This window comes from Maricaulis sp. D1M11 (assembly GCF_047308265.1).
Lineage (GTDB): Bacteria > Pseudomonadota > Alphaproteobacteria > Caulobacterales > Maricaulaceae > Maricaulis.
The window spans coordinates 164,176-179,928 of record NZ_JBKQWY010000002.1 but is presented as its reverse complement, the minus strand read 5'-3'; the positions used below and the strand labels follow the sequence as shown (position 1 = coordinate 179,928).

At 60.9% G+C, this 15,753-nt stretch carries 17 protein-coding genes; 7 read left to right on the top strand and 10 right to left on the bottom strand.

Annotation, left to right across the window (positions count from 1 at the left end):
* Positions 1-43: 43 nt before the first annotated feature.
* The 3 genes from RMQ97_RS04990 (at position 44) to RMQ97_RS04980 (ending at position 2,919) form a co-directional block, all read left to right on the top strand.
* Positions 44-1,297, top strand: a complete 1,254-nt coding sequence (locus RMQ97_RS04990; RefSeq protein ID WP_413659752.1) for a multidrug effflux MFS transporter — start codon at positions 44-46, stop codon at positions 1,295-1,297.
* A 65-nt stretch (positions 1,298-1,362) separates the two neighbouring features.
* A complete protein-coding gene (locus tag RMQ97_RS04985; protein ID WP_413659751.1) occupies positions 1,363-2,289 on the top strand; it encodes a crotonase/enoyl-CoA hydratase family protein in 927 nt (308 codons plus the stop codon).
* Between the two features lie 60 nt (positions 2,290-2,349).
* Entirely contained in the window at positions 2,350-2,919 is a 570-nt protein-coding gene (locus RMQ97_RS04980; RefSeq protein WP_413659750.1) for a hypothetical protein, read from the top strand.
* Between the two features lie 6 nt (positions 2,920-2,925).
* Here RMQ97_RS04980 and RMQ97_RS04975 read toward each other — a convergent pair whose 3' ends face one another.
* Together RMQ97_RS04975 and RMQ97_RS04970 are read right to left on the bottom strand one after the other, a co-directional pair.
* Entirely contained in the window at positions 2,926-3,831 is a 906-nt protein-coding gene (locus RMQ97_RS04975) for a PhzF family phenazine biosynthesis protein (protein WP_413659749.1), read from the bottom strand.
* A 26-nt stretch (positions 3,832-3,857) separates the two neighbouring features.
* Positions 3,858-4,754 (bottom strand): 23S rRNA (adenine(2030)-N(6))-methyltransferase RlmJ, encoded by an 897-nt coding sequence (locus RMQ97_RS04970; protein ID WP_413659748.1) that lies wholly within the window; start codon positions 4,752-4,754, stop codon positions 3,858-3,860.
* Between the two features lie 100 nt (positions 4,755-4,854).
* Between RMQ97_RS04970 and RMQ97_RS04965 the strand changes: the two genes are divergently transcribed.
* Together RMQ97_RS04965 and RMQ97_RS04960 are read left to right on the top strand one after the other, a co-directional pair.
* The gene (locus RMQ97_RS04965) at positions 4,855-6,339 is read left to right on the top strand and encodes a S10 family peptidase (protein WP_413659747.1); all 1,485 of its coding nucleotides are present in this window, start codon (positions 4,855-4,857) and stop codon (positions 6,337-6,339) included.
* A gap of 49 nt (positions 6,340-6,388) precedes the next feature.
* A complete protein-coding gene (locus tag RMQ97_RS04960) occupies positions 6,389-7,573 on the top strand; it encodes an MFS transporter (protein WP_413659746.1) in 1,185 nt (394 codons plus the stop codon).
* 5 nt (positions 7,574-7,578) lie between these two features.
* On the opposite strand, the gene RMQ97_RS04955 is transcribed toward RMQ97_RS04960, so the two are convergent.
* The 8 genes from RMQ97_RS04955 to petA all read right to left on the bottom strand — a co-directional run bounded on the left by RMQ97_RS04955 (position 7,579) and on the right by petA (position 13,442).
* Positions 7,579-8,106 (bottom strand): adenine phosphoribosyltransferase, encoded by a 528-nt coding sequence (locus RMQ97_RS04955; protein WP_413659745.1) that lies wholly within the window; start codon positions 8,104-8,106, stop codon positions 7,579-7,581.
* Between the two features lie 51 nt (positions 8,107-8,157).
* Positions 8,158-8,802, bottom strand: a complete 645-nt coding sequence (locus RMQ97_RS04950; RefSeq protein WP_413659744.1) for a glutathione S-transferase family protein — start codon at positions 8,800-8,802, stop codon at positions 8,158-8,160.
* Positions 8,803-8,805: 3 nt separating this feature from the next.
* Positions 8,806-9,213: a lysozyme inhibitor LprI family protein gene (locus RMQ97_RS04945; RefSeq protein ID WP_413659743.1), complete on the bottom strand. Its 408-nt coding sequence runs from the start codon at positions 9,211-9,213 to the stop codon at positions 8,806-8,808.
* 90 nt (positions 9,214-9,303) lie between these two features.
* Positions 9,304-10,182 carry an S-methyl-5'-thioadenosine phosphorylase gene (locus RMQ97_RS04940; protein ID WP_413659742.1) on the bottom strand — a complete coding sequence of 293 codons (879 nt, stop codon included), beginning with the start codon at positions 10,180-10,182 and terminating at the stop codon, positions 9,304-9,306.
* 9 nt (positions 10,183-10,191) lie between these two features.
* Complete coding sequence (locus tag RMQ97_RS04935) at positions 10,192-10,578, bottom strand: hypothetical protein (RefSeq protein WP_413659741.1); 387 nt, start codon at positions 10,576-10,578, stop codon at positions 10,192-10,194.
* A 95-nt stretch (positions 10,579-10,673) separates the two neighbouring features.
* A complete protein-coding gene (locus RMQ97_RS04930; protein WP_413659740.1) occupies positions 10,674-11,516 on the bottom strand; it encodes a cytochrome c1 in 843 nt (280 codons plus the stop codon).
* 13 nt (positions 11,517-11,529) lie between these two features.
* Positions 11,530-12,822, bottom strand: coding sequence for a cytochrome b (locus RMQ97_RS04925; RefSeq protein WP_413659739.1), 1,293 nt, complete (start codon positions 12,820-12,822; stop codon positions 11,530-11,532).
* A complete protein-coding gene (petA, locus tag RMQ97_RS04920) occupies positions 12,819-13,442 on the bottom strand; it encodes a ubiquinol-cytochrome c reductase iron-sulfur subunit (protein ID WP_413659738.1) in 624 nt (207 codons plus the stop codon). The genes RMQ97_RS04925 and petA overlap by 4 nt, the downstream gene beginning before the upstream one ends.
* Positions 13,443-13,621: 179 nt before the next feature.
* Between petA and RMQ97_RS04915 the strand changes: the two genes are divergently transcribed.
* Together RMQ97_RS04915 and RMQ97_RS04910 are read left to right on the top strand one after the other, a co-directional pair.
* Positions 13,622-14,098 carry a TrmH family RNA methyltransferase gene (locus tag RMQ97_RS04915; protein WP_413659737.1) on the top strand — a complete coding sequence of 159 codons (477 nt, stop codon included), beginning with the start codon at positions 13,622-13,624 and terminating at the stop codon, positions 14,096-14,098.
* Positions 14,099-14,287: 189 nt separating this feature from the next.
* A complete protein-coding gene (locus tag RMQ97_RS04910; protein WP_413659736.1) occupies positions 14,288-15,724 on the top strand; it encodes a DEAD/DEAH box helicase in 1,437 nt (478 codons plus the stop codon).
* Positions 15,725-15,753: the final 29 nt, after the last annotated feature.

The window sequence follows — 15,753 nt, the reverse complement described above, 5'->3', positions numbered from 1 at the left end:
CGCGCAAAGGCGCATGTGACGGGATCCACCTCAGGAGACAGCCATGTCCAATCCGCGCCCTGCGGCCGCTGCGGCCACAGATGAACACCTGCCCATGCCCTTGTGGGAGCTGGTCGCCCTCCTGGTGGCCATGACCGCACTGGTGGCGCTGTCGATCGACATGATGCTGCCCGCACTGGATGATGTCGCGCGGGATCTCGAACTCGCCCGCCCCAATGACCAGCAATACGTCGTGCTGGTCTATCTCGCGGGCTTTGGGGCCTCCCAGATCATTTATGGACCGCTCGCAGACCGTTTCGGCCGCAAACCGGTGATGTTGATTGCTATCGCCCTGTATCTGGTGATGACACTGATCTGTGCGCTGACACCGACATTCGAACTCCTCCTGGTCGCGCGTTTCCTGCAGGGCGCCGCTGCTGCAGCCAGCCGTGTCATCACGGTCGCCGTGGCGCGCGATCTCACCTCTGGCCGCCGCATGGCCGAGGTCATGTCCATGGTGATGACGGCCTTCATGGCCGTGCCTGTGCTCGCCCCCAGCCTGGGACAGCTCATCCTCACTTTCGCGCCCTGGCGCTGGATTTTCGGCTTTCTCATCCTGTTTGGTGTGGCCCTGATGGTCTGGATCCAGCTACGCCTGCCCGAAACACTCAAGCCGGAATACCGAACACCGCTTGCCTTGAAGACCACATGGAACGCCTTCCGTGAGGCGATGACCCATCGATTGATGCTGGGTTACACCCTGGCCGGCACGACGTTTTTTGGTGCGCTTTATGGCTTCCTCGGCTCGTCGCAACAGATCTTCGTCGAACATTTCGGGCTCAACGATAATCAATTCCCACTCGCCTTCGCAGCCATCGCCGGCGGAATGGGGGTCACCAGTTACATCAATTCGCGGCTGGTCATGCGTTTCGGCCAGCGTCGCCTGGCCCATGGCGCCCTGCTGGTCTTTACCGCCATCAGCTGTGTCCATGTCGGTGCGATCGCTCTTGGCGTGGACAATCTGTGGGCCTTCCTCATCCTGCTCGCCGCCGCCATGTCTCTGCTGGGTCTGATTGCGGCGAATTTCTCCTCCCTCGCCATGGAACCCATGGGGCATATCGCCGGAACAGCGTCCGCCGCCTATGGCTTTGTGACAGGGGTGATCGGGGCGGCGATCGGCACTTTCATTGGCCAGGCGTATGATGGATCGGCTCTCCCGCTGATGGCCGGCCAGGCCCTTATGGGACTGGCGACGGTGGCCATTGTTGTGTGGACCGAAAAGGGCCGCCTCATGCAAACAGGTGCCAACAGCGAGTAAGGCTTGGAGCGCGCCACGCCACGCCTTAGTCTTCTCCCCAAAATCACATAAACGGGGAACAGACCATGGGTTATGAGACGATCGGCTACGCGCTCGAAGACGGTATCGCGACGATCACGCTGAACCGCCCGCACCGGTTGAATGCCTTCACCTACGAGATGGGTGATGAGCTGATTGATGCGTTCGACACCGCCGACAGTGATGACCAGGTCCGGGCGATCATTGTCACCGGTGAAGCGCCCGCCTTTTGTGCCGGTGCCGATCTCTCAACGGGCGCGGAAACCTTCGACATGGTCGCCCAGACTCAGCATGCCGGGACGTTTGACCCGACCGACGAACGCTGGCGAGATCGGGGCGGCGTCCTCAATCTGCGGATCTGGAATACGATGAAACCCGTGATCGGGGCCATCAATGGCGCTGCCGTGGGCATTGGCGCGACCATGATCCTGCCGATGGATATCCGGCTCGCCTCTCTGGACGCCAAATTCGCCTACCCGTTTGCCCGGCGCGGTATTGTGTGGGATGGCTGTGCGAGCTGGTTCCTACCCCGTGTTGTGGGCATATCCACCGCCATGGACTGGGGCCTGACCGGGCGGACCTTCAGTGCCACCGAGGCCTATGAATGTGGCCTTGTCAGCCGTGTTGTTCCTGCCGAGGACCTGATGCCCGAAGCCCGAACGCGCGCGCGTGCCATCGCAGATCGGACCGCCCCGGTCTCCGTGGCGCTGATGCGCCGTATGGCCTGGCGCATGCTGGGCGCCAATAATCCCATGGACGCACACAGGATCGAAACCCGTGGCATTCTCGAGGCCGGCATGGGCCCCGACGCGAAAGAGGGGGTGATGTCCTTCCTGGAAAAGCGCGATCCTGACTTTGCCCTCAAGGTCTCCAAGGACCTGCCCAACTGGTATCCCTGGTGGGACGAGGCCGAGGACAGTTATGGGCCACAACCGCTAGACCTGACCGACCGGGATCGCTCGACCCGAGATTGACAGAACCGGCCCACTCCCTCACCTTCTGATTGACGCTTGGGGGGCGTTAGAGGGGTATCCATGTTCAGATCTGAAGCGAAACGCCCAGGAGCCGTGTATTTCCTGTCGATCCTGGTGTTCGGCCCGATTACTTACTTGGCCCACGAACTAGGCCACTGGGGCGTCGGTGAAGCAATGGGCGTCGACATGTGGATGACGCTGAACAAGGCCGGCCCGGCACTGGGCGCCTATGAAAGCGACACACAGGCCTTGATTATTTCCATGGCCGGACCGCTGGTGACCCTCGCCATCGCCGTCCTGGCCTATGTCACGGCTCGGATGACACGCAGCTTCATCGCCTATGGCGTGCTTTTCTTCCAGTTCATGCAGCGCACCGTCGCGGGCGGTATTTCGCTCTTGGGGACCTACCCCAATGATGAGGCCGCCGCAGGACTGATGCTCGGCATTGGCATTTATCCGATCACCCTCGCCATGATGGCCGTGCTTTTTCTGATGACGTGGGACACGGCCCGCCGCCTCAAACCAGGGCTGGCCATCAATGTCCTCAGCTATGGGCTGTGCAGCCTGATCATCACCTTCTTCGTGATGAGCGACCAGATCCTGCGCAATGGGGGCGTGCAATTGCTCTAGGCCAGCCTAGACAAAGAGCTCACCCGCCGCGATCTGAACGGCTTCACCACCTATCAGCACATCACTGAGGCGTCCGCCCTCGATCTCCAAACGCATGCGAATCAGGCTGGGTCGACCCATTTCTACGCCTTGATAGACATCAATACCGTGGGTTCCATCACCCAGCCCGCATTGCTGCGCGATCAGACCCGAGAAGGCGGCCGCGGCGCTGCCGGTTGCCGGGTCTTCGGGAATACCCAGAAGCGGGGCAAACATGCGCGTGCGCCAGTTCAGCGTATGCTCGCTCGCGGTGGCCTTGGCGACCACCAGGACATCCTTGGCCTCACAGGTCCCAAAAACCGCTTCAAAACGGGCGAGATCGAGATGGATCTCCGTCAGACGCTCGGGATGACGCACGGGTACAATGGCGAACGGTACACCCGCCGACCAGAGCCCACCGGTGATCGGGGTATCGAGCAGATCGCCCGTCTTGAGGCCCAGAACGGCTGCGATCTCGGAGAGGTCCGGCAGATCGCCGACCTGTTCGGACAATTGTGGCAAAAAGAACTGCGCCGCACCGCTGCGCTCGCCCGTCACGCGGGCATTGGCGGTCACATCCCCGACTTTCTCTTCAAGAACAAACCGGCGGGTCTTGTCGGCCTGACCGGTGTCCAGGGCGAGCGCGACAGCCGCGCCCACCGTCGGATGACCTGCAAAGGGCAGTTCCGCCTTGGGGGTAAAAATCCTCAGCCCCCAATCCGCCTCCCGCCCTTCGGGCTCGCGGATGAACACCGTTTCGGACAGGTTGAACTCTCCGGCGATCATCTGCATCGCCTCATCGCTCAAGGCGTCCGCACCATAGACAACAGCCAGCGGATTTCCGGCAAAGGCGTCGTCGGTGAACACATCAAAGATCGAATAGCGTACTGTCATGTTTCACTCCCGGGCAGGCGGACGGCTCAGTCCTCCAGCCCCTGTTCAACGTCGGCCTCGGTAATACCGCCATCCACACGCCAGCCATAACCATCGTCCTGGGCGAGCAGGTCTGACAGCCAGGGCATCAGCCCCAGCAGTTTGCCTTCAAGCTGCCAGGGGGGATTCACGACCACGACCCCTGCCCCGGCCAGCTTGCCGTCCGTCGCCAGATCCCGGACCCACAGATCCGCGCGCAGGATTTTCTCCGGCTCGAACTCCAGATCGCTGATGAGCCATTCACTCAACCCTTGGTCAAACCGGTCGGCTGCCCAAAGGTTTTTCAAGGAGCGCCAGAACACAAAGGTTCCGCTCGGCCATTTCTGGATGGCCGGCATAATGGCTTCCGCCATATGGGCCAGCTCGTCACGATCCTCGAACGGAGGGTCAATCAGGACAAGCCCGCGTTTTTCCGGCGGAGGCACAAGCCCTTTGAGCGCTGCATAACCATCCTGCTGGGCGACCTTGATCCGGCGATCCCGGCGATAACGCTGGTCCAGTGTCTCCGCATCACTTGGATGCAGTTCGCACAGGTGAAGCCGATCGTCCTCTCGCGCCAGGCGGGCAGCGATCTCGGGCGATCCGGGATACTGGGTCAGCGTGTCGTCGTCATTCATCGCGCGAACGATATTGAGATAGGGGTCCAGCGCGGCTGCGGCCTCGGCCGGAATGTCCGCCTTCAGAATTCGGCCAATACCGTCCTGCCATTCGGGAGACCGCTGGGCCTCGCTGGAGGCCAGATCATATCCCCCGATACCGGAATGGGTGTCGATGTAACGAAAGGGCTTGTCCTTGGCTGTCAGGTGCTCAAGGCAAAGGGCTGCAACCGTGTGCTTGAGCACATCGGCGAAATTGCCCGCGTGAAAAGCGTGTCTGTAATTCATGCAGCGGGCTATAGACCGGTTCGCCGTCTTACGCATCCGTCATTTGCCGGAGAGACGAAAGGGACTAGTCTCGCCGCAAAGCTTTCGGGGAGATTGCATCATGTTCAAACTTGTCCAGTCCGTGCTTGGCGCGGCGATCCTTTTGTCTGTGGTATCCATGCCGGTCCAGGCTCAGGACGATGCGGAGGAACCGCGCGTCTATGAGAGCCGCGGCCAGGTCACCATCAATGGCGAACGGATTCGCTATACCGCCACTGCGGGCGAAACCTTCCTCTATGGCGAGGATGGCGAGGCCCGCGCCTCCATCTTCACCACGGCCTATATCGCGGATGGATATGATGATCCGCGCACTCGTCCGATCGCCTTCGTGTTCAATGGGGGCCCAGGCTCGGCCTCGCTCTGGCTTCATATGGGCACGTTCGGCCCGCAACGCCTCGTCCTTCCCAATGCCGTGGATGATGGCGCAGCCCCTTATGACATCGTCGAGAATGAATACTCCCTGCTCAATGTGGCGGATCTGGTCTTCGTCGATCCGGTCGGCACGGGCTGGTCGCGGGCGCTCGGCGAGACCGACCCTAACGAATTCTGGGGCGTCAATGAGGACGCAGAAAGCCTGGCCGCCTTCATCCGCCAGTGGCTGAGCGAGAACCGGCGCTGGAATTCACCGAAATACCTGCTGGGTGAAAGCTATGGCACAATGCGCATCGGCGCCCTGCTCAATGAGCTGGAAGGCGGCTACACCGATGTCGGGATCAATGGCGTGGCCCTGATCTCCACCGTGCTTGATTTTCGCTATGACGACACCTCGCCGGGCAATGATATCGGATATGTCGGCCTCATGCCGGGTTTTGCAGCCACGGCCTGGTATCACAACAAGGTCGACCGGGCGGCCTGGAATGGCGATCTCGAAGCCTTCCTGGATGATGCACGCACCTTTGCGATCGAGGAATACATGCCGGCCCTGATGCATGGCGTGATGCTCGATCCGGCCCGCGAGGATCGCGTGATTGCCGATCTCGCCCGCTTTACCGGTCTGTCCGAAGACTTCCTCAAGCGCGCAAACATGCGGGTAAATCTCCAACGATTCCAACGCGAGCTGCGCCGCGATGAAGGCCTCTCCGTGGGTCGTCTGGACAGTCGTTTTACCGGCGTGGAAGTGGATGGTGTTGGCGAGGGTCCGGAAACCGATCCGAGCTTTTACGGCATCGATGCCAGCTTCACCGGCGCCATGCTCGACTATTTCACCCGCAATCTGGGCGTCGAGATTTCCGATTATTACTCCACCATCGGGGGTGTGCGCGGCTGGAACTGGGATACCGGACGCTCGGGCGGAAACAATTACATCAATGTCGCTCCTTGGATCTCGCGTGCCATGCGCCAGAACAGCGATCTGGATGTGCTGGTCACACAGGGATATTACGATCTCGCGACACCGTTCTTCGCGGCAGAACTGATGTTCAATCAGCCCGGTTTTGATCAGGATCGTGTGACCTTCACCTATTACGAAGCCGGTCACATGATGTATATCCACGAACCTTCGCTCATCCAGTTCACCGAGGATGTGCGCGCTCTGATCACCGACTAGGTCTCCAGCCTCTGCCTGTTTGCCTGGTCTCAACTCGACAGGCAGACGGATGACGCACGTGACCTCGACCCGGTCTCGCCGCTGGCTGGTCTTCGGACTATTGCTGGCGGGAACAACTCTCGGCCTGGCCGGTACGGACCTTGTCCTGCCGGCCATCACCGTTCTGCCTGACGCGCTGGGTGGATCCGCGGCACTCGCCCAGGGCGTTCTGGCGGCCTATGTTGCAGGTGCGGGTGCAGGGCTTGTTGGATTTGGCGAGCTGGGTGCGCGCTTTGATCAACGCAATCTGCTAGTCGCCTCCCTTCTGGTCTTTGCTGGCCTCTCCCTCATGGCGCCCCTGGCATCGGATATGAACACGCTGATCGCCCTGCGATTCCTGCAGGGGGCAGCCGGGGCGGCCGCGGCGGTTTATGCGCCCGGCATGATCAAGGCCCTGTTCGAGGAACGCGATGCTGTCCACGCATTGGGGGTATTGGGCAGTATCGAGTCGGTCATTCCTGCCCTCGCCCCGGTGGCCGGCGTCTGGCTGCTGGCCCAGCTGGGATGGAGCGGCAGTTTCACCGTCACCGGCGTACTCGCTCTCCTGGCGAGCGGTGTCCTGCTGGCGGCGCGCAGCGTGTTCCCGGCTATGACGTCGCGGCGCGGTGCCGGCGGCTATTCCAGGCTCGCGCGCGACCCGGTCTTTGCGCGATATGCCCTCAGCCAGGCCTTCACGCTGGGCGGATTGCTGACCTTTGTGTTCGGCGCCCCTGTCGTGATGACCGAGGCCATGGGCGGCTCGCTTACGCATTTTGTCACGATGCAGATCAGCGGCATTGCCTGTTTTGTCATAGCCTCCAACCTCACCTCCCGCCTGAGCGAACGCTACGGCGCGGAAACCCTGGTCATGGTCGGTTCGTGGCTCTCGGCCGCAGGCTGTCTGAGTACGGTGCTCTACGCCCTGTCAGGTGTGGGCGACCCGGCCTGGCTGGCGCTCCTCTTCATCCCGGTCAATGTCGGGCTTGGCCTGCGCGGACCGCCGGGCTTCTACCGGGCCGTCCTAGCAGCAAAGGGCAATGAGAGCCGCGGTTCGGCCCTGGTCCTGCTCGCCATTTTGCTAACCGCAGCGCTTGGAACGGTAGCAGCCGCGCCTTTCGTGACAACGGGCCTTTTGCCCCTGGCCCTGATCGCCAGTGGTATCGCTGCCTTGTCGCCTGTGGTTTTGATGGTGCTGCCCGCTCTGAACGAGCGCTAGCGCGTCTACTCGCCCTCGAACGCGACCAAGCTGGAGACGGGCACGCCCATCGCCTCGATGCGCTTCGCTCCGCCCAGATCCGGCAGATCGATGACAAAGCTCGCGCCGATCACTGTCGCACCGGCACGCTGAAGCAGTTTGATGGTCGCTTCCGCCGTGCCGCCCGTGGCGATAAGGTCATCGACCATCAGCACACGGTCACCCTCCTTGACCGCATCCTTATGGATTTCGACGGCGTCCTCGCCATACTCCAGCTCGTAGCGCTCTTCGATGGTGTGATAGGGCAGCTTGCCCTTCTTGCGGACCGGAATGAAACCGCTGGACAATTGGTGCGCCACTGCCCCGCCAAGGATAAAACCGCGCGCTTCCGTACCCGCCACCAGATCGATCTTGGCGCCGGCCCAGGGCTGGACCATGCGGTCAACCGTGATGCGAAAAGCGCGCGCATCGCCCAGAAGCGTGGTGATATCGCGGAACTGGATCCCCGGTTTGGGATAGTCCGGAATGGTGCGGATCGCTTTCGCAATGTCCATGGAAGAGCCGTTCTTTGTTATCGCCAACACGCCGAGCAACAGAGCGGATGCTCAGTCACCTGCTGTTTCATACGGATTCGGATCGGTTTCAAGCCGCGCCCCTGCGAGCCAGTCCTGATAATCACCATCCGCCAGCAAAGAGTCCACATATGCACGGGCGTCTGCGTGGAGATCAATGGCATAACTCTCAAAGCGCGTGGCAACCGGGGTGAAGAACGCGTCGGCAATCGACCAGTTGCCGAACAACCACGGCCCGGTCCCTGTCTTCATCTCCATCCACAGGGCCTGAACGGCGGCGATATCGGCTTCTGCCTCTGGTGAGAGTGATTTCGGCGCCGGGGCACGTCCCAGATCCATCGGGCATTCATCGCGCAGATGATGAAATCCGGAATGCATCATGGCGACGACAGATCGTGCCCGTGCGCGCAGTAAAGGATCGCCGGGCCAGAGGCCGCCATGCTCGTCGGACACCCATTCGCAGATCGCGAGGGAGTCCCACACCACCACACCGTCAGCGTGCAGGACAGGCACCGTCCCGCCTGGCGAAATCGCGCTAATCGCCTTTCGGGTATCAGCGACATTGAGCGCGATCCGTTCAACATCAAACTCCAGACCAGCTCGTTTCATGACCAGCCAGGCCCGCAAGGACCAGCTGGAATAGCGACGGTTACCGATATAGAGGCAGGCGGGTGTCATGGATTAATGATTCCGGAGTTCGGCGATCCGGTCCCGATTGAGGGCGATCTGGCAGTCCATGCGAATTTCGTCCTGGGTGCCTTCATCCATCAGCATCAGACTGGCCTGACGCGCACATTCGGCATCCCGATAGGCGCCCCAGGCCGTTTGAGCGGCCTCCAGAGCGCTTTGTGCCCGTCCAGCGCCCGGATGCATCAGATCAACGTCAGCCGCTTCAGAGGCAGCCCATTCGCGAGCTGAGGTCAGTTCGCTCTCAGACGTCCGCAAGAGATCGCGCAGACAATTCTGTCTGGCCCGTGCATCGGTCACATGCTCGGCGCACTCCAGTGCGGGCCGCGGCTCCAGCGTGGCCGGACCCGGCACACTACCCGTTTGCAGGATCAGGACAGAAACACTCAACAAAACTGACACGGGCCAACTCCCCTTTGCACGCACATTCGCAAACCGAGTTATGGACCAGCCCTGGCATCCGGGCCAAGCCCTGATCGTCGGCGCTGAGGACTATGTCCCGAAAACGCGCGGCACCAACTGTCCCAGACGCGCGATCAGTTCGCGGTCGCGGCGTTCAGGAGCTGTGATCAAGGCGACATCGAGCACGGTTTCGATACCGTCCGGACTCGGTGTGCGCGCCTGGGCCGATAGAGTTTGAGTCAGACGCGAGATGAGGCTCTTGGCCTTGGCCGTATTGTCGCGCATCACGTCCAGCACGTTGGCAACATCCACACTGTCTTCGTCCTCGTGCCAGCAATCATAATCAGTCACCATGGCAATCGCCGCATAGGGGAGCTCGGCCTCGCGCGCGAGACGCGCCTCGGGCATATTGGTCATGCCGATCACATCCAGCCCCCACTGGCGATACAGCTCGCTTTCAGCACGGGTGGAAAATTGCGGCCCCTCCATCACCAGATAGGTGCCGCCCCGCGTACAAGTTATCCCCGCATCCACAGCGGCCTCGTGGGCCAGTCCGGACAGGCGTGAACACACTGGATCAGCCAGCGGAACATGAGCCACACATCCGGTTCCGAAAAAACTGCGCGGACGCCCCTGGGTCCGGTCGACATACTGGTCGACCACGACAAAATCGCCCGGCGCACAGTCTTCTCTCAGCGAGCCACAGGCTGAAATGGCGAGGATATCCGTACAGCCGGCCTGTTTAAGCGCAGCGATATTCGCCAGATAGGGCACATCAGAGGGCGGCAGATAATGGCCCGCCCCGTGGCGCGGCAGGAAGACCAGTTCGACACCATTGAGTGTGCCGCACAGCAAGGGCGCGGAGGGTTCCCCCCAGGGAGTCTCCACCGTGCGCGTATGCGTGTTTTCCAGACCGTCCAGCTGATAAAGGCCGGAACCGCCAATAATACCGAGTGTCCATTGGGTCATGTAAAAGGCCTAGTTCGGGTCGGGACAGCGCACCATGGTCGGATTGCGCGTCGACACACCAATACGATCGAGACGTTGCCAGAAAAAGCGATCCGGCGTGCTCATCACCAGATACCAGGACACGGGATTTCCATCCGCATCAATGCGGGTCTCGTCCTCGTATTGGATGAGAAACCCGTGTTTGGGGTCGCGCTCACCATTGTCCAGCAAGGCATCCGGCAAGTCCTCCAGAATTCGCGAGGTGACTTCGGCATCCGTGGTGGTCCAGCTGGAATGATAGCGCTGTCCGCCTTCTGTCAGCCAGATATGCATCAGAGCCCCGGAACAGGCCGGACCCCGTTCGGCTTCATTACGCATGCCCGGTGCCCAGTCCCAATAGCCGGGCAGATCGCGCACGGGATCAGGCTCCTGCACACCACATGCAGAAAGAGAAAGGGCTGCCGACACCGTGCCAGCAGCCCAAATCCAATGCGCGAGACGCATGCGCTTACCTAGTGCTTCACGTTGGCCCAGACCTGACGATACGCCAGATAGAGCACGACCGCAAAGAGGAAGAGGAAGATCAAGACCATGGCCCCCATGCGCTTGCGGGCTTCCATATGCGGATCCGCAGCCCAGGCGAGGAAGACGGTGATGTCTTCAGCCATTTGCTCGACAGTTGCTTCAGTGCCGTCCGAATACTCGACCAGACCTTCAATCAGCTGCGGCGGCATGGCGATGGCACCGCCCGGGAAGTACTCATTGTAGTACTGGCCCGGAGCAATGTTCACATCTTCAGGAATCTCGTCCGAATAGCCCAGCATCAACGAACGCAGATAATCCGCACCGTGAGAGCGAGCCTTGACGATCAGGGACAGGTCCGGTGGCAGAGCACCACCATTGGAAGCCCGAGCAGCCGCATCGTTCGGGAACGGGCCGGGGAAGCGATCAGACGCACGCGGGGCACGCTCAATCGGGTCACCGGTTTCCGGATCGATCTCGACAACCGGGAAGCGCCAATTGGCTGCAATCTGCATGACAATCGGATTGTCATTCGCGTTCACCGCCTGAACATGGTGGCCACCATGATCGTCACCGTCCGGGATATAACCATAGAAGGGACCACCCTCCTCGCCCAGATTGCGGAAGCTCAGAAAAGCCAGGCCATGACAGCTGGAGCAGACTTCCGTGTAGATCTGGAAACCCCGCTGGACAGCGTCGCGGTCAAAAGTGCCGAACGGACCGGCATGGTGCCAGTGATGGTGTTCCGGCTTCTTGCCATCGCCGGCCGCATGAGCGGTAGCGGCAAGGCCGAGCGCTGCAACAGCAGCAGCAATGATACGGGTCATTTTCATGAATCTCGTGTCCTTACGCTGTCGTTGCGGAATTGCCGAGAACAGCAGCTTCAATACTGGCCGGACGCTGTTTCGGTTTCTCGATCAGTCCGAGAACAGGCAGCACCACCAGGAAGTAGGCGAAGTAGTACAGCGTCAGGAACTGACCGAGGTACAGGAATTTGAAACCGGTAATGCCCAGCACATAATCATCCGGGTTCTTTGCGCCACACCAGCCCAGGGCCAGCGCTGCGAGAACAAAGAAGATGAAGAACCAGCGGGTCAGCGGACGGTAGCGCATGGAGCGAACCTTGGACGTATCCAGCCAGGGCAGGACAAAGAGGATCGCAATGGCACCGAACATGGCCAGCACACCGCCCAACTTCGCATCGATCGGGCCGATATCGAAGGTGACAGCGCGCAGAATGGCGTAGAAGGGCAGGAAATACCATTCCGGAACGATATGCGCCGGCGTGGAGAGCGGGTTGGCTTCAATGAAGTTATCCGCGTGGCCCAGAGCGTTCGGCATGTAGAAGACGAACAGGGCAAACACCATCAGGTAAACGACAATCGCGAAGCCATCCTTGACCGTGTAGTACGGGTGGAATGGCAACGTGTCTTTCTTGCCCGCATCGCCCTTGCGAACCTCGAGGCCGACCGGATTGCCATTGCCCGGCACGTGCAGCGCCCAGATGTGCAGACCCACAACGCCGGCAATCACGAAGGGCAACAGATAGTGCAGGGAGAAGAAACGGTTCAGCGTGGCCTGACCGACGGAGAAACCGCCCCAGAGCCATTCACGGATCGCGTCGCCAACGAAGGGAAGTGCACCGATCAGATTGGTGATCACCATGGCGCCCCAGTAGGACATCTGCCCCCAGGGCAGCACATAGCCCATGAAGGCCGTGGCCATCATCAGCAGATAGATCACAACACCCAGGATCCACAGCACTTCGCGCGGCGCCTTGTAAGAGCCGTAATAGAGGCCCCGGAACATGTGGAGATAGACGGCAACAAAGAAGAAGCTGGCGCCATTGGCGTGCATGGACTGCAACAGCCAGCCGAAATTCACGTCGCGGCGGATCCGCTCGACGCTTTCAAAGGCCAGGCTCTCATGCGGAACATAGTGCATGACCAGCACCACACCGGAGATGATCTGGATCATCAGGAAGACGGCGAGGATACCACCGAACGTCCACCAGTAGTTTAGGTTCCGCGGGGTCGGGAAGTCGACAAAACTGTCCCAGCCCAGGCGGATGATCGGAAGTCGCGAATCCAGCCAGCGCGTTACTGGTGTCTTCGGTTCGTAGGTCGAAGGTCCGCTCATGCTACAGCCCACCCCGAGTTTGCTTTTTCATCATCGTTCAGACCGATCTTCACGACCGCGTCTGTCTCGAAATAATAGTCCGGTACCGGCAGGTTTTCCGGAGCCGGGCCGCGACGAATGCGCGCAGACGTGTCGTAGTGCGAACCGTGGCAGGGGCAGTACCAGCCGTCATAGTCGCCGGTATTGGCGCCCAGACCCAGCGGCACACAGCCCAGATGGGTGCAATTGCCCTTCACGATCAGGAATTCCTCGCGCAGCACGCGATTGGCATCCGTTCCCGGCGTGCCTTCCGGCAGGTTGTCATTGCGCGCGTCCGGATCCGGCAGATCGCCCAGCTCGACATTTTGTGCTTCAGCAATCTCGGTTGCCGTCCGGCGGCGCACGAAGACCGGAGCCCCGCGCCACATGATGGTGATCTCGGCCCCTTCCTCAATCACACTGACATCCACCCGGGTCGACCCCAGGGCCAGAGTATCCCGAGCGGGATTCATCTGGTGGACGAACGGCCAAGCCACGAGACCGCCACCGACAGCGGCCGTGCCGCCTGCAGCGATGTAGATGAAGTCGCGACGAGAGGGTTCTTGACCCTGTTCGTCGTGCGCGCCGATGGTTTCCGTCACGAGGCGACCTCTTTTGTCTGCCCGGGAACTGCAGGACGCAGCCCCTGAATGATTAATAGCCCACCCTGCCCGAATAGCAGGACATCAAGGCGGTATTCCTATAATGGCAAGTGAGCAGGATCAAACGCGGCGCAACGCCGCATTCACCCATTAAACCCAGCCACAGCGCGCGGATTAAAATGCGTCTCGTCTTTTTTCAACCAGATATTCCGCAAAATCTCGGCGCCGCCATGCGGGTTGCGGCCTGTTTCGGAGCCGGTCTGGACATTGTAGAGCCCTGCGCCTTCCCGCTCACAGACCGCAAGATCCGGCAGGCCGCCATGGATTATGGCGCCTCGATATCCCCTGTCAGGCATGGGAGTTGGCGGATTTACACCGAAAGTGAACAGGCCCGGTCCGGTCGGCTCGTTCTGTTTACAACCCGGGGCGCGGACACGCTTTGGGAGAGTGAATTTCGTCCCGATGACCGACTGCTATTTGGTCGCGAGAGCGCGGGCGTCCCCGAGGATGTTCACAACCAGGCGGACATACGCATCAAAATCCCGATTCGGGCCGAGACCCGCTCCTTGAACGTGGTGGTGAGCGCCGGCATCGCCCTGGCCGAAGCCCAGCGCCAGGCCTTTCAGACCGGTTCGGATTTGCATTTTCCGACCTGATACGCCATATGAAGGCCAATGCCGCGCGTAGAGGTTCGAACTTGTGTTTCGAACTGGCGGCTCACCGCGCTGCCGCAATCGACGGCCTGAAGCGCTTTTGCCGAACGGCTGACCTACGCTCATTTCGTTCACATCATGAACCGTCCCGCCCTTCCGGCCGGGCGGTCGAGCTGTTTGGACATATTACCTGTGACCCAGTTTTCCGAGCTTGGCCTTGCGGCGCCGATTTTGCGCGCCGTGACAGAGGCTGGCTATACCACCCCGACCCCGATCCAGGGTCAGGCCATTCCCCGTCTCCTGGATGGCCAGGACCTGATCGGCATCGCCCAGACGGGCACCGGCAAGACCGCCGCCTTCACCCTGCCCCTGCTGCACCGCCTGCAGGCCGACCCCCAGCGCCCGGGACCGCGCAATGTGCGCGCCCTGGTGCTCGCACCAACCCGCGAACTTGCTGCCCAGATCGAAGATAATGTCGCGATCTATGCCCAGCATCTCGCGCTTCGCCATGCGGTCATCTTCGGAGGCGTGAAACCGCGCCCCCAGATCAAGATGCTCGAGCCGGGTGTCGATCTCCTGATCGCCACGCCGGGCCGCCTGATCGACCATATGCAAACCGGGGCTCTGAGGCTCGACAAGGTACGCACCGTGGTGCTCGACGAAGCCGACCAGATGCTGGATCTCGGTTTCATGCCTGCAATCCGTCAGATCATGGGCAAGCTTAAACCCACGCGGCAAACTGTTCTGTTTTCCGCGACCATGCCCAAACAGATCCGCCAGCTGGCCAGCGATTTCCTGTCCAATCCGGAAGAAGTGCGTATCACACCGCAATCCACCCCGGTCGAACGCATCGAACAGACCGTGGAACTGGTGGAGCGTGCCGACAAGCGCGACGCGCTGCGCGAAATCCTGTCAACGCCCGACCTGGATCGCGCGATTGTCTTTACCCGGACAAAACATGGCGCCAATCGGGTGGTCGAACATCTCATCAAGGATGGGCTCGATGCCCGCGCCATTCATGGCAACAAGTCACAGAACCAGCGCGAAAAGGCGCTCGAATCCTTCCGGTCGGGCGAGATCCGCATTCTGGTGGCAACCGACATCGCAGCGCGCGGCATTGATGTGCCCGGCGTCAGCCATGTGGTGAATTATGATCTGCCCAATGTCGCCGAAGCCTATGTGCACCGCATCGGACGCACGGCCCGGGCCGGCAAGGACGGGATCGCCATCTCCCTGGTGGAGACGGATGACCGCATCCTCTTGCGCGATATTGAAAAACTCATCGGTCGCCATCTGACGGCCTTTGGTGCGGAGCTTGAAATTCCCAAGGGGGCGAAACGCCCCGGCAGTGGCGGCAAATCCCGTCCCGCTCCCAAACGCAATGCCAAACCCCGTCGCAAACCCGCGGGCGGCTCTCAGGCGGAAGGTTCTTCCTCCAGGGGACAAAAACCGCAGGGACAAAAACCGCGAAGCCAGAAACCCCAGGGCCAGAAGTCTCAGGGCCAGAAATCCCAGGGCCAGAAATCCCAGGGTCAATCAGCTGCCTCCGGTGGTGAAGCGCGCAAACCCCGCCCGCAAAACGCACGCCGCCGTCCCGCCAACCGGCGCCCCAAGGCGCCCGCCGCTTAACCGGAAAAACACGTCAGATTACGTGTTTT